Origin of the sequence: Kitasatospora sp. NPDC004614 (assembly GCF_042873675.1) — a bacterium.
Lineage (GTDB): Bacteria > Actinomycetota > Actinomycetes > Streptomycetales > Streptomycetaceae > Kitasatospora.
Genome location: NZ_JBIALR010000003.1, coordinates 143,624 through 156,502, shown reverse-complemented (window position 1 = coordinate 156,502; position 12,879 = coordinate 143,624). Strand labels below are relative to the sequence as shown.

Sequence of the window (12,879 nt, the reverse complement as noted above, 5' to 3'; positions counted from 1 at the left end):
CCGGGGAGGAACCTTGCAATCCGTACGCGCAAAACTGTCCCGCCGCATCAGCGCGGCGTTAACGTCCCTCACCCTGCTGACCGGTGGCGGCGCGCTCGTCGCCGGCGCCCAACTCGCCACCGCCCCACCGGCGATGGCGCTCGACAACGGCATCAACCTGACCCCCCAGATGGGCTTCAACAACTGGAACACCACCTGGTGCGGATCCCAGTTCAACGAGAACCTGGTCAAGGGCATGGCCGACCTGTTCGTCAGCAAGGGCCTCAAGGCGGCCGGCTACCAGTACATCAACCTCGACGACTGCTGGGCGATGCCCTCCCGGGACCTGTCCGGCAACCTGGTGCCCGACCCGGTCCGGTTCCCGCACGGCATCAAGGCGCTCGCGGACTACGTCCACGGCAAGGGCCTGAAGTTCGGCCTCTACTCGAGCGCCGGCATCCACACCTGCGACATCCAGGGCTTCCCGGGCGGCCTCGGCCACGAGCAGCAGGACGCCGACCTGTGGGCCTCCTGGGGCGTCGACTACCTCAAGTACGACAACTGCAACAACATGGGCGTCGACGCACAGACCCGCTACAAGGCCATGGGCGACGCGCTGAAGAAGACCGGCCGGCCGATCCTCTACAGCATCTGCGACTGGGGCTCCAGCGGCCCGTGGAACTGGGCCCAGCCGGTCGGCAACTCCTGGCGCACCACCGGCGACATCAGCGACACCTGGCAGAGCATGATCTCCATCGCGCACGCCAACCAGGGACTGTCCGCCTACGCCAAGCCCGGCGCCTTCAACGACCCGGACATGCTGGAGGTCGGCAACGGCGGCATGACCGGCACCGAGTACCGGACCCACTTCAGCCTCTGGGCCGAGATGGCCGCACCACTGCTGATCGGCGCCGACCTGCGCACCGCCAAGCAGGAGACGTTCGACATCCTCACCAACGCCGACGTCATCGCGATCGACCAGGATCCGCTGGGCAAGCAGGGCTCGGTGGTCTCCAGCGACAACGGCCTGGTCGTCATGTCGAAGCCGCTGGCCGACGGCAGCCGCGCGGTCACCCTCACCAACGAGGGCTCCTACGACGCCACCATCACCACCACCGTGCAGGCCGTCGGCATCGCCGGCGCGCCCTCGTACACGGTCAAGGACCTGTGGGCGAAGAAGACCACCATCAGCACCGGGACGATCAGCGCCACGGTCCCCGGCCACGGCACCGCGATGTTCCGGGTCACCCCGAGCGTGCCCGTCCCGCCGCCCACCGGCATGAGCTACCTGAGCGACCTGCCGTTCCTCGCCCAGGCCAACGGCTGGGGCCCGGCCGAGCGCGACCACAGCAACGGCGACTGGGCCGCCGGTGACGGCCGCACCCTGGCCATCCGCGGCACCACGTACGCCAAGGGCATCGGTACGAACGCCGCCAGCGACATCAGCTTCAACCTCGGCGGTACCTGCAAGAACCTGGTGACCAGCGTCGGCATCGACGACGAGACGTCCGGCAACGGCTCCGCCGTCTTCCGGATATTCAAGGACGGAACCCTCGCCGCCGACAGCGGAAAGCTCACCGGCAAGGACCCGGCCAAGAAGCTCACCGTCGACCTCACCGGCGCCACCACCCTGCGCCTGGCGGTCACCGACGGCGGTGACGGCACCAGCTGGGACCACGCCGACTGGGCCGACGCCAAGATCGCCTGCGGCAACGGCCCCACCGCCGGCGCCCACCAGCTCTCCGACCTCACCTGGACCTCCGCGAGCAACGGCTGGGGCCAGGTCGAGAAGGACATGAGCAACGGCGACAACCAGTCCGGCGACGGACACACCATCACCATCAACGGCGCGACCTACGCCAAGGGCCTGGGCACCAACGCGTTCAGCGAGATCGTCTACTACCTCGGCGGCACCTGCACCTCGCTGACCACAGACGTCGGCGTCGACGCCGAGGCCATGGGCCGCGGCACCGTCGCCTTCCAGATCTGGAAGGACGGCGCCAAGGTCGCCGACAGCGGCGTACTGAACGCCACCGCCGGCGCCAAGCACCTCACCGCCGACCTCACCGGCGCCAACGAGCTCCACCTCGTCGTCACCGACGGCGGCGACGGCAACAACAGCGACCACGCCGACTGGGCGGGCCCGGTCCTCACCTGCTGACCGATCCCCCACAGCCCCTGCGGTGCCGGACACCCCGTCCGGCACCGCAGCCCTGCGGAGAGCGTTGGTGTCGATCTCTGTGATCGGGCCTTCACCGCTGTCGGGTGACAGAGGACCGCTACTCGGTGCCGGCGCCGGAGCTCGTCATCATCGGCACCGGAGGCGTGCGGTGCGTGATTGTTCGCCGGGCTCGGTAACTTGCGTGCCCATCGAGCCGGTCCGGACTGCCTCGCCTGGAGATGATGCTTGACGTGGTGATTGCGTCAATCTATCGTCGATGCATGCTGTTCCCTACGCCTTCTCTTGCCGTCGACGACGAGCGGGTACTCGACGAGATCGAGCGCATGCGCCTCGCATTGCGGCACCAGGTTCGTATGGCCCCGGTCAAGTGGACCGAGGGCCTGCGCAAGTTCCTGACGGCCGATGCCGTGGCAGCTTCGAACTCCATCGAGGGCTTCAGGGTGTCCACTGTTGACGTTGAGGACCTGTTGGAGGGTGAGCGCGATGTGGAGGTGTCGGAAGAGAATCGCGAGGAGACGCTCGCTTACCAGCGGATGATGACGTACATCCAGACACTGCACGACGTCGATGACTTCTCCTACAGTAACGGGCTGCTCAATGCGTTGCATTGGATGCTGCAGGGCCATCGCCACGCAGTGCGGAAGCCTGCCGGCCAGTGGCGCCGTGGACCGGTGTATGTGACCGATGCCCGCGATCCGAGTATTGCCGCCTACACCGCACCTGACGCGGGGGATGTTCCTTCACTGATGGAGGAATTGGTGAACTGGCTGAATATCGGCGACAACACGCATCCACTGGTGCGGGCCGCGATGGCGCATTTGCACCTGGTGTCGATCCATCCTTGGGCCGACGGGAACGGTCGGATGTCGCGATCGCTGCAGACTCTCATGATCGCCCGGGAGGGTGTCCTCGCCCCGGAGTTCTCCTCGATCGAGGCCTGGCTGGGGCGCCCGGGCAACACCTGGGAGTACTACCGGGAACTGGGGCGCTGCGGCTCCGAATACCTGCCCGATCAGGATGTCTCCGGGTGGGTCCGCTTCAACTTGATGGCCTACCATCAGCAGGCGCAGGCCGTGCAAGGCCGCATGGACAGGTCCGGACAGGTCTGGGGCCTGCTTGCGGACTTTGTCGAGGGCGCGAGCATGGACGAGCGGATGGTGACGGCTCTGCACGACGTTGCCATGGCCGGTCGGGTGCGGCGCTCGCGTTACGAACACGCGGAGAGGCTGAGTCTGCAGCAAGCGCAGCGGGATCTTCGTGAACTGGTCACCGCTCAGATACTTGAGCCGGTCGGTCGCACTCGGGCCAGGTATTACACGGCAGGGCCGCGCTTCCCGGAGCGGGCACTAAGCGTGGCACGTACTCCGATGCGAATCATCGATCCGTTTGCGGGCTGAGATCTTGTTGGCTGGTGTACGGCGCTCCACGCTTGTGCTTCGCCTGGGATGCTCACAGTAAGGCGCCGCTCGCACGGAGGGCGCCGTTTTCGATGTGAATCCACGAAGTGCATAAGCCCGAGAGTGATCAGAAGTCGGGGCAGTCGAGACCTTGGGGGAATTCCGCTATATCGATCCCGCTGACGATTTTGGCAGCATGGCCGGCTCCGTTCTCGACATCATCCGGGTGGAGGATGGAGTCCGGGATTCCCAGGCTCGCCATGAACGCCTTCACGGGCACCCTGTAGGATCGGCCCATCCGTGTCACGGGGCAAGGGAACGATAATTCCCTGGGCCTCATCACGAAAGTTGCTCGTTCGAATGATTTTGGCCGACGTGCCGAGCCGGGTAGATGTACGCCGATCCTTTTGACTCAATCGAGTGAACTATGGTTTGGCAGTGGGGCATGCATGTCGCCGGCCTGCTACAGCAGCGCCGGGCAAGCCCAGGCTGCGCTGGCAGCTGTAGTGGCCAGGGGGCTGGATCGGCTACCGCCTCGATCGTCTCTGCCATGAGCTGGGGCGCCGAACTGGCCCATGAGCGTTCGACGCCAGCCTTCACGTAGGTGTTTCGGCAGGTCATCAAGTCGCTGACCTGCCGAAGCGAGGAGAGATCAGGCTGAGTTTCCACAGGTCAGAGGGTGTCCTACAGGTCGTAATTCTAATCGAACATGCCTCTGGCCTAGGGGAGTGTGGGTCTCGCAGAAGATCGTTTCACAGCCGGTGCACACGCGGCGGCGACGACGATGAGATGTAGTGAGAAGCGTCGAGCGGAGGCCCCACGATGCCGGAGCCGGCTGCCCACCACGTGGCGCGACGCGGCGCTACAGATCGTGAAGGTGCCACGTCGTTCTACTGACCAAGGCGGTCTGCTGGGCGAGATCCTTGATCATGAAGGTGCTTCCTGTCGGTGGTGCGGGTGTTCACCGGTTGTGTCGGGCGGTCAGTCGCGGCTGTCCGCCTACTGCCAGGTCGTGCGTCCGGCCAGATCGGCGGGGGTGTGCCCGGCGGCCCGGTAGAGGACATGGGTGGAGAAGTCGACGCCGGGAACCTGCCGTGCCGTACGGCTTCCGCTTCGAGCCTGGGGCGGATCGATGACGGCGATTCGACGTACTTCCTGGCGAACACTGGCATCCTGCTGCTGGGCGCCCACTTCCCCCAGCCGATCTTCGGCGCGGTCCGAATGAACGGCGGACGCTGCCGCCTGAATGCCGGGATGGGCACCGAGTTGGCGCCCGCTGCGGCCTGACTGCCCTGCGGCTACGCGTTGTTCAGGTGGGCGAGCGTGGTGATGAGTCGTTCGGCGATGTCCGCCGGCCAGGGGAAGGCGACGGTCACCAGCCGCTGGTGGGCGAGCCCGTGCAGGCCGAGCCACAGGGCAACGGCGTCGGCGGCCGGGTCGCTGCTGGTTGCGCAGCCCGCGCGGACGCAGCTGTCGAGAGCGTCGGCGAGCAGTGTCAGGCTCTCCCCGCCCAACGATGAAACGTCGCGTTCGGTCACCGAGCTGCTGCCCAGGTTGGGCATCCGCGCCCCGCCGAACATTGTGCGGTAGCGGCCGGGGTGCCGGTCCGCGAAGTCCATACTGCAACTGCTGGCCGACGGGGCTCTCACCCCGCAGATCGCCGCCCAGTTCCCGCTGGCCGAGGCAGGCGCGGCGCTGGCGCTCGCCGAATCCCGCACGGTCGCCGGCAAGTCGTCATCGTTTCCGATCCGAACCAGTGATCGCCGAGCCCGCCGTCCTCGGATCATGTGCCCCCTCACCGCCACCCCTGACGCCTGACCCGCGCCCTCCACCACGCCATGAGGCTTGAGTCACAAGGCAATTACGCATGCGTGCGATCGTCCCGGCCGTCCATCGTGTCCCGCCTGCCCGCCCACGCAACGGTCCGCGTGGCCTCCCTCATTGCCCAAGGCTCCGACGCCGCTGAGGCTCGCCCCAGAGTTTCCGCGTGCCCAGGCCGCACAGGCGCTGCAGGCCCGAAACCCGGAACCGTCACTCACCCCCTGAACCCCTGTCACCAAACCACCTGTTGAAAGGCACTGCCATGAACCTCGACCGGATCGTCGCCGCCTGGGCAGCCGCCTGGAACGGCACCGACCCGACCGCCCTGGGCGCCCTGTTCACCCCGAACGCCACCTACACCGACCAGGGCATCGACGTCACCATGACCGGCCGCGAGCAGTTCTCCGGCTGGAAGGCCCGTACCGACCCGGGATCGAGAACGTGCAGGTCACCGTGAACCACGCCTCGCACTGTGGTGCCCGCATCGCCATCGAGAGCGTCCACGCTGGCCACATCAAGGGCGCACCCAAGTCCTTCGCGGTGCCGGTGGCGACCCTGCTCGACACCAACGGCCGACAGATCACCTCCGACCAGGACTTTTACAGCCTGAACGCAGTCCTCGCCCAGTCCGGCCTGCCCGCCGACTGGACCCCTGCCGGGTCCTGACCACGCTGCCGGCCCCGGATCAATCCGTAACAGCCCAAACCGCACCGAGGCCCTGAGCCGCACACTCGGCGCACCGGCGCCGTTGGTCACTCACGAGCCCGAAGACACCGCCGCGCGCCCTCGCTGCCCCGGCTGAATCGACAGTGCCGCCGTTTCGGTGGGTTCGGAAGCAGCGTTTCCGCAGGTCAGGAGGGGCTCCGGCCTGCGGAAACGTTGAGAGATCGAACTGTGTTTCCGCAGGTCAGAGGGGGTCCTACAGGTCGTAGTTCTGATCGAACATGCCTCTGACCTGCGGAAACGTAGCTCTCAAGGAAGATCATTTCACAACCGGTGCACATGCGGCGGTGATGACGATGAGGCACGGCGAGAAGCGCTGAGCGGAGACCACGACATCGAGCCGGCTCCTCACTCCCGCTGTTCTACTCCGTACGCGAGTACCGGGGCCGCAAGGGCGAGCCGAAGGGCATCGGCTGGCGCGACCTGCGCGACCTGCTGGTCAGAGCGCACATCCAGCTCGGCGGCCCGATCGTGCTCGTCCGGGACAACCTGCGCATGCACCTGGCCGAACCGATGCGCCAGTTCATCGCCGACCACGCAGAGTGGCTCACCGTCTTCCAACTACCGCGCTACTCACCGGATTTGAATCCACAGGAGGGCATCCGGTCGCTGGTCAAGCGCGACATCGGCAACCTCGCCGCAGCCGACCTCGGCCAGATCACCCGGGCCGTCAAGCGGAGGCTCAAACAGATCCAGTACCGCTCGGAGTTGGTCGACGGCTGCCTGGTCGGCACAGGACTGATCACGGACGGCTGACCGGCATCACGAATTCAAGTTCAATAGCACAGAATCGCCGAGTCACTGTCAGTGGTGACTTGCCACCAAGCGCGACCCACGTCTCGTAGGGGCTGGTTGGGTGCGTCTCCTGGCTCGAGTGCCCCCGAATGCGTGAACTGCACGCTCGGGTGGACGAAGTTCGCGACCAGCGAGTGCTATTCCGGCTCATGCACGGTATGGATGCAAAAACTAGCCCCGACAAGGCGATGCAAGGCAGGGAATTTTAGGGACGGTGGTATGTCATGAAGACCGAAAATCCTTCTGAGGTGCCCATTCGACGCGAACGCAAGCCGGTCGATGTGGGCCTGGATTTCTTGTGGCTGGAGTTGACAAACCGCTGCAATCTACAGTGCGTTCACTGCTACACGGAGTCGGGCCCACAAACTGGAGATAGCGATCGATTGACGGCCGACGACTATTTGTCGGTAATGACTCAAGCATATGCCCTGGGCTGCCGTAAGATGCAGTTCATTGGCGGCGAACCGATGCTCAACCCCGACTTTCAGCGCTTGCTTGAGGCGTCGAAGGAGATCGGGTTTGAGTTCATTGAGGTATTTACCAACCTCACTCATCTGGACGAGAAGACTTTGCAGTTCGCTCGCAGTGCTAAAATCCACTTCGCGACGTCGGTTTATTCCGAAAATCCCGAGCTGCATGGAGCTGTGACCAGGAACAGAGCGAGTCACGCTCGAACCATTGGAAATCTCAAACGTCTTATCGAAAATGGTATCGAGACCCGTGCCGCGGTGCTCTGCATTAATCAGGAGCTGTCAGATATTGAAAATACGAAGCGCTTCCTCACTCGCCTTGGCGTGCGGCGCGTCCGATCGTCGTACGTACGTGCTTTTGGGCGAGGCGAGGACCTGGGGTCGAGACCATCGAATATGTCGGAGTTGTGTGGCCACTGCTGGGCCGGGCGGCTTTGCATCGCTCCTGATGGTAAGGCGTTTCCATGTGTGATGGCGCGTCAGTGGCAAGTCGGAAACGTGCTTGAAACCACGTTGGCTAGCATCGTGCACAGCATTGCACTAAGGGATATCCGCGCGATAATCCATGAAACGGTGTGGCTGCCCAAGCGCGCGGCGGGGCGGGCCAGGGACGGTCACGCTGTCGAAGGCGAGCCGGGCAGTGGTGACGAGCCCCAGTCTCCGGATGAAGGTGAAAATCTTCCTGAGTGCCCGCAAAGCTGCACGCCCAACTGTGGCCCGGACGTGGAAAGGGTGGAAATTGAGATCGTAGACCCTGAGTGTCCGCAAAGCTGCACGCCCAACTGTGGCCCGGACGTGGAAGGGGTGGAAATTGAGATCGTAGACCCTGAGTGTCCGCAAAGCTGCACGCCCAACTGTGGCCCGGACGTGGAAAGCTAGTAGCTCGTGTCAATTGGTTCGAACGCCGATACTCCATGGAATGAGGCGTCTCGGTTCACCGATAAAATTGCTGGCCGAAGGAGTCTTGCATAGTTCAGCCAGATACGCTCGGAAGGTTCGTGATCTGGACTCCAACAAAGGGCGGGGTCGGTGATGTTGAAGCCGTCCAAGTTAGTGTTTTGTCGGTTCCGAGGTGTGAGCATGTGAGGACGGCTGATGCGGGACCTGAATTTCTGAAGTCAGGTCCACCCCTTGGAGCTCCTGGGTTGCGATCGCGGCCATCCGCATGTGCGCGGGGGTCCAGTAGTCTGTGGCGGAGCCGCCAAGGGGTGCGCAGCTAGCTATTCCAGTTAATGTAACTCTTGGGCTGGATGGATCTGCGTGTGCCTGGCCTATTTCAGGAGAGGCGATAATTTTCGCCAGTGCGCTCGACGCTAATAGGGTGCCGATTCGAATCTGTTGGTGGCCGAGCATTGTGATCATCGCGCTGAGCGCCGCCGGGGTGTTCAGGGCGCCCTTGCGGCGCCGGTTGACACCCCACAGGGTGTCGTCGCCGACCGAGTAGCAGCCGTGGAAGTAGGCGACGCCGTGGGTGCGCGTGTAGGTCGCCGGGAGCCGGTCGGGCCGGCCCTGTTCGGCGGCCATGAAAAGCTGGCTCTGGCGCGGGTTCCGTGAAAGCTGTACATGGGCCGCCGTGGGCGGTGATCATGGCGGGTGCCTATTGGTGATCTTCTGGCGGTCCTGTTCCCTCAGTTCGCGCTGCTGCGCGTCGAGTTGGTCAGGGCGGTCGGCCGCTTGGTGCGTGTTCATGCCCGAGGGAGGCCGGCCGGCGCGACGCGCCCGAGCTGTGAGACCTGGTCCGAGCGTGTTCACAGTGGCTACGAGCGGCGGGTCGCCGACGCTGCGGTCTCCGGCCGGGAACTGGTCCTGCACCTGCGGGTCCGTCGGTTCCTCTGCGACGAGGTCGAGTGCGGGAAGCGGACCTTCGTCGAGCAGATCACCGGCCTGACGTTCCGTCACGGCCGGTACTGGGGTTGCGGAAGCTCCACAACCGAGGAGTTCGCCAACGTCGTGGTCCACTCGGTGTTCGACGCGCTCGCCGCCGGTACGGGCCTGCTCAACGACCAGACCGGCCGCCACCCGGACGACCAGAGGCCTGCCCAGTAGCAACAACACGTGTGCCCCGCTGCTCGCGGCGGGGCACACGCATGCCCGGGGTCAGGGGCAGGACTCGCCGAACTTGACGACCTTCAACACCACCGGCTGCCCGTTCAACGCCGCACCCGCCGCCGGATCCTGCGAACACACCTGCCAGTTCGACTCCACCACGATCATCCGCGACTGCAACGCGTCCTTCGACGACAACGACACGTTCCGCGGCAGCATGTCCCGCACCGCCGACACCGCCTTCCCCTTCACGTCCGGCATCGACGCCCCCGCCTTCATCGTCGCTGCGCCCTGATCCGCGGCCGGGCATTGCTCGTCGAGTTTCACCGCCGCCATGTCCACCACCGTGCTGGTCGGCTGCTGGCCGGCGGCCGGTGACTGCGAGCACACCTTCCAGTCGCGGTCCAGGATCTGGTTACGAGACCTACCCAGCGCATCGTGCGACTTTAGGCCGAAGAAGCCGGCGGTTTGGGCCTTGTCCTGTGCGGCTTGCAGGCCCATGCCGGTGAAGTCGGGGAGGTCGGCGGTCTTCGCCTGCGCCTGGCTGGCCGATAGTACTTCGGCGGGCGAGGTGGCTGGGGCTGCGGTCTGGGATACGGGCGGGGGTGCTGCGGCGGGCGTGGTCGAGCCGCTGCTCGTACTGGTGGCGGCTGGGTCGCAGGCGGTCAGAGCAGTTGCTGCGAGGAGCAGCACGATGCTGGTGGTTCGGCGCACGTTCAACATCCCCCAGAGGGTGGCTAGCTGGTCGATGGGACCGTACCTGCCGTGGGGGAGTGGTGTGGATGGTGTGGCCTGATCGTAGCCGACCCGCCCTTCAGGCGCTGGAACGACCTGGCATGCGGCGACCGCGAGGCCGCCACCATCCTGGTGGCCCTGAACTCGGTGTTCCAGGTCGTCATGTTCGGCGTGCTCGGCTGGTTCTACCTTGATGCTGCCTGGCTGCCTGGCTGCCTGCCTGGCTGGCTGGGCCTGGGCGAGGGCGAGCACCTCGACGTCTCCATGGGGAAGATCGCCCTCAACGTCGTCGTCTTCCTCGGCATCCCGCTGATCGTCGGCTTCCTGACCCGCCGGATCGGGGAGAAGAAGCTCGGCCGCGAACGCTACGAGGCCGACCTGCTTCCGCGCATCGGCCCCTGGGCGCTGTACGGCCTGCTGTTCACCATCGTCACCCTCTTCGCCCTCCAGGAGAAGACGATCACCTTGCAGCCACTGGACGCCGCCCGCATTGCCCTGCCGCTGCTCGCCTACTTCGCCCTCATGTGGTTCGGCACCTTCGCCCTCGGCAAGGGCGTGGGCCTGACCTACGACCGCACCGCCACCCTCGCGTTCACCGCCGCCGGCAACAACTTCGAACTCGCCATCGCCGTCGCCATCGGCACCTTCGGCGTCACCTCCGGCCAAGCCTTGGCGGGCGTCGTCGGCCCGCTCATCGAGGTCCCGGTACTGATCGCCCTGGTGTACGTCTCCCTCGCCTGGCGCAAGAAGTTCCGCACCGCCCCGTCTGCCTGACCACCCGCTGCCGAAGCTGCCGCGCCCCGACCTGCGCGGCGGCTCGCGTCCCGCAGCCGGAAGGACCGTCCATGCAGAACAGGCACACCCCGACCACCGAGCACTGTACGGACGTCCTGGTCGTCGGTGGCGGGCAGGTCGGACTTGCTGTGGGCTACTACCTGCGCCGCGCGAAGCTCGACCTGGATGCCTCCGCCGCTGCGGGCGGGGCCTGGCAGCACTACTGGGACAGCCTGCGCCTGCTCTCCCCGGCCGCCTATCCTCACTGCCCGGCCGCCCGATGCCGCAGCAGGCCGAGCGGACCTATCCGGACGCCGAACACGTCACCGCGTACCTGGCCGAGTACGAGAAGCGGTACGAGCTGCCCGTTCACCGTCGAGGCAGTCGAGGCAGCCGAGGAGATCGCCGACCGCCGACCGCGGCCTGCTGGCCCGCACCAGCTCCGGCACCTGGCACACCCGGGCGCTGATCATGGCCACCGGCACCTGGTCGCGGCCCCTCGTCCCTGCTGTCCTCGGACAGGAGCTGTTCACCGGGCGCCAGCCCCACACCCACGGCTACCGCACTGCCGCCGACTTCGCCGGACAGTGCGTCATCGTGGTGGGCGGCGGGAACTTCGGGGCGCAGATCGCCGCCGACCTCACCGGCTACGCCGCCGCGGTCCGCTGGACCACTCTGCGTCCACCGCGATTCCTGCCCGACGAGATCGACGGCCGAGCCCTGTTCGAGATCGCGACCTGCCGCGTCCGGGGCGGCGGTCCGCAGATCTCCGATCTGGGCGACATCGTCGCCACCCCACCGGTGCGCGCCGCCCGGGACGCTGGCCTTGCTGGCCGGCCGCATCCCCACCGACGGCACCCGCCCTCGCCGGCCCGCGTATCGACCTGCTCGGCTACGGCGGCTGGACCGGCCCTGCCTCCGCCACCCTCATCGGCGTGGCCGCACCGCTCGCACCGCCGTCGAACAGATCCGCTCGATCACACCGTGACCAGCACCCGTGCAGCGGCTCTGTGCCGATCCCGGAAAGTCCCCAACCACCCTGCGGAGCAGGGGAGTACCGTCCCTTCATGGCCGCAACCACCAGGTCCGAGCTGATCAGCCCCGCCACCCGGGTCGCCTTCCGATCGCACTGCACCGGCATCAACCTCCGAGACATCGCAGCGGCCTGGGAAGGGCAGGGCTTCGCGCCCGTCGCCCCGGACGAGCTGAACTACCAGGACACGGGCGCACGACGCTCCTCGTTCCAGTCCTACGCCCAGGCGGTCAACTGGAGCGACCGGGGCCACGTGGAACGGGCGCTGCTGGTCTTCGAGGACCTGATGCGGGTCGCCCGGCGTGACGAGTGGCAGGGCAAGTGGCTGGAGGACCTCACAGTCCCGCTGGAGCGGGACGGCCTGAGAGTCGACGAACGAGGCCGGATCCTTTGGACCAGGCCGCCGACTCGCACCCACGACCTGAGCGGCCTCCGCGACCCTTCGGGCATCCTCGTCGAGCTCGACCGCGTCCACCGCGACCTCTCAGACGACCCCGCCGGCGCCATCGGCAGTGCCAAGCAGCTGATCGAGGCCACCGCAAAGACAGTCCTGCGCGAACGCGGCTTACCCATCGACGAGAACGCCAAGATGCCCGCCCTGATCAAGCAGGCCCAGAAAGCCCTCGCTCTGGACGCCTCCGCCGCCATCCCCGGCCCGGACGGGACCGACGCGGTGAAGAAGATCCTTGGTGGAGCGGCGGCCATCGCGATCGGGATCGCCGAACTGCGCAACCGCGGCTACGGCACCGGCCACGGCCAGGCCAGCGCCCCGACCGGTCTGGGTGTGCGGCACGCACACCTTGCGGCCAACGCGGCGATCACCTGGTGCGAGCTGATGCTCGACACCCTCCGCGACCCCGCCGCTCCCTGGCGTCGGACCGCTTCCAGACCTCCCTCGCAGCCGGGGCCTGCCGGGGCGTGACC

General features: G+C 66.3%; 13 protein-coding genes and 3 pseudogenes. 12 read left to right on the top strand and 4 right to left on the bottom strand.

Going from position 1 to position 12,879, the window contains the following annotated elements:
• The first annotated feature begins 13 nt into the window (after positions 1–13).
• Both ACFYST_RS10175 and ACFYST_RS10170 read left to right on the top strand, forming a co-directional pair.
• A complete protein-coding gene (locus tag ACFYST_RS10175) occupies positions 14–2,140 on the top strand; it encodes an NPCBM/NEW2 domain-containing protein (protein WP_387861220.1) in 2,127 nt (708 codons plus the stop codon).
• 281 nt (positions 2,141–2,421) lie between these two features.
• Complete coding sequence (locus tag ACFYST_RS10170) at positions 2,422–3,558, top strand: Fic family protein (RefSeq protein ID WP_387861219.1); 1,137 nt, start codon at positions 2,422–2,424, stop codon at positions 3,556–3,558.
• 127 nt (positions 3,559–3,685) lie between these two features.
• Here ACFYST_RS10170 and ACFYST_RS10165 read toward each other — a convergent pair whose 3' ends face one another.
• Positions 3,686–3,832 (bottom strand): hypothetical protein, encoded by a 147-nt coding sequence (locus tag ACFYST_RS10165; protein ID WP_387861217.1) that lies wholly within the window; start codon positions 3,830–3,832, stop codon positions 3,686–3,688.
• A 674-nt stretch (positions 3,833–4,506) separates the two neighbouring features.
• On the opposite strand from ACFYST_RS10165, the gene ACFYST_RS10160 reads away from it, so the two are divergent.
• Entirely contained in the window at positions 4,507–4,845 is a 339-nt protein-coding gene (locus ACFYST_RS10160; protein ID WP_387861215.1) for a hypothetical protein, read from the top strand.
• A gap of 11 nt (positions 4,846–4,856) precedes the next feature.
• Here the strand turns inward: ACFYST_RS10160 and ACFYST_RS10155 are convergent, their stop codons facing one another.
• Positions 4,857–5,177: a TetR-like C-terminal domain-containing protein gene (locus tag ACFYST_RS10155; RefSeq protein ID WP_387861214.1), complete on the bottom strand. Its 321-nt coding sequence runs from the start codon at positions 5,175–5,177 to the stop codon at positions 4,857–4,859.
• On the opposite strand from ACFYST_RS10155, the gene ACFYST_RS10150 reads away from it, so the two are divergent.
• The 5 genes from ACFYST_RS10150 to ACFYST_RS10130 all read left to right on the top strand — a co-directional run bounded on the left by ACFYST_RS10150 (position 5,176) and on the right by ACFYST_RS10130 (position 8,246).
• Positions 5,176–5,376: a hypothetical protein gene (locus ACFYST_RS10150; RefSeq protein WP_387861573.1), complete on the top strand. Its 201-nt coding sequence runs from the start codon at positions 5,176–5,178 to the stop codon at positions 5,374–5,376. The genes ACFYST_RS10155 and ACFYST_RS10150 overlap by 2 nt on opposite strands.
• 265 nt (positions 5,377–5,641) lie before the next feature.
• Positions 5,642–5,836, top strand: coding sequence for a nuclear transport factor 2 family protein (locus ACFYST_RS10145; RefSeq protein ID WP_387861212.1), 195 nt, complete (start codon positions 5,642–5,644; stop codon positions 5,834–5,836).
• A complete protein-coding gene (locus ACFYST_RS10140) occupies positions 5,821–6,045 on the top strand; it encodes a hypothetical protein (RefSeq protein ID WP_387861210.1) in 225 nt (74 codons plus the stop codon). Before ACFYST_RS10145 ends, ACFYST_RS10140 begins: the two co-directional genes overlap by 16 nt.
• Before the next feature lie 552 nt (positions 6,046–6,597).
• The gene (locus ACFYST_RS10135) at positions 6,598–6,858 is read left to right on the top strand and encodes a transposase (RefSeq protein WP_387861209.1); all 261 of its coding nucleotides are present in this window, start codon (positions 6,598–6,600) and stop codon (positions 6,856–6,858) included.
• A 263-nt stretch (positions 6,859–7,121) separates the two neighbouring features.
• Complete coding sequence (locus tag ACFYST_RS10130; RefSeq protein WP_387861207.1) at positions 7,122–8,246, top strand: radical SAM/SPASM domain-containing protein; 1,125 nt, start codon at positions 7,122–7,124, stop codon at positions 8,244–8,246.
• A 480-nt stretch (positions 8,247–8,726) separates the two neighbouring features.
• On the opposite strand, the pseudogene ACFYST_RS10125 reads toward ACFYST_RS10130, so the two are convergent.
• Positions 8,727–8,885, bottom strand: a pseudogene (locus ACFYST_RS10125) (IS630 family transposase); the annotation flags it as partial.
• A 159-nt stretch (positions 8,886–9,044) separates the two neighbouring features.
• Here ACFYST_RS10125 and ACFYST_RS10120 point away from each other — a divergent pair.
• Positions 9,045–9,413, top strand: coding sequence for a transposase family protein (locus ACFYST_RS10120; RefSeq protein ID WP_387861572.1), 369 nt, complete (start codon positions 9,045–9,047; stop codon positions 9,411–9,413).
• Between the two features lie 51 nt (positions 9,414–9,464).
• Here the strand turns inward: ACFYST_RS10120 and ACFYST_RS10115 are convergent, their stop codons facing one another.
• Positions 9,465–10,136: a hypothetical protein gene (locus tag ACFYST_RS10115; protein ID WP_387861205.1), complete on the bottom strand. Its 672-nt coding sequence runs from the start codon at positions 10,134–10,136 to the stop codon at positions 9,465–9,467.
• Between the two features lie 99 nt (positions 10,137–10,235).
• Here ACFYST_RS10115 and ACFYST_RS10110 point away from each other — a divergent pair.
• From ACFYST_RS10110 to ACFYST_RS10100, 3 genes and pseudogenes are all read left to right on the top strand, one after another.
• Positions 10,236–10,922, top strand: a pseudogene (locus ACFYST_RS10110) (arsenic resistance protein); the annotation flags it as partial.
• Positions 10,923–10,993: 71 nt separating this feature from the next.
• Positions 10,994–11,869, top strand: a pseudogene (locus ACFYST_RS10105) (NAD(P)-binding domain-containing protein); the annotation flags it as partial.
• 120 nt (positions 11,870–11,989) lie between these two features.
• Positions 11,990–12,877 carry an abortive infection family protein gene (locus tag ACFYST_RS10100; RefSeq protein ID WP_387861570.1) on the top strand — a complete coding sequence of 296 codons (888 nt, stop codon included), beginning with the start codon at positions 11,990–11,992 and terminating at the stop codon, positions 12,875–12,877.
• Positions 12,878–12,879: the final 2 nt, after the last annotated feature.

What these genes read in the sequence shown, in the direction of transcription:
- ACFYST_RS10170 (WP_387861219.1), top strand. Translation starts at nt 2,422, where the DNA reads ATGCTGTTCCCTACGCCTTCTCTTGCCGTCGACGACGAGCGGGTACTC.
- ACFYST_RS10155 (WP_387861214.1), bottom strand. Translation starts at nt 5,177, where the DNA reads ATGGACTTCGCGGACCGGCACCCCGGCCGCTACCGCACAATGTTCGGC.
- ACFYST_RS10145 (WP_387861212.1), top strand. Translation starts at nt 5,642, where the DNA reads ATGAACCTCGACCGGATCGTCGCCGCCTGGGCAGCCGCCTGGAACGGC.
- ACFYST_RS10135 (WP_387861209.1), top strand. Translation starts at nt 6,598, where the DNA reads ATGCACCTGGCCGAACCGATGCGCCAGTTCATCGCCGACCACGCAGAG.
- ACFYST_RS10130 (WP_387861207.1), top strand. Translation starts at nt 7,122, where the DNA reads ATGAAGACCGAAAATCCTTCTGAGGTGCCCATTCGACGCGAACGCAAG.
- ACFYST_RS10115 (WP_387861205.1), bottom strand. Translation starts at nt 10,136, where the DNA reads ATGTTGAACGTGCGCCGAACCACCAGCATCGTGCTGCTCCTCGCAGCA.
- ACFYST_RS10100 (WP_387861570.1), top strand. Translation starts at nt 11,990, where the DNA reads ATGGCCGCAACCACCAGGTCCGAGCTGATCAGCCCCGCCACCCGGGTC.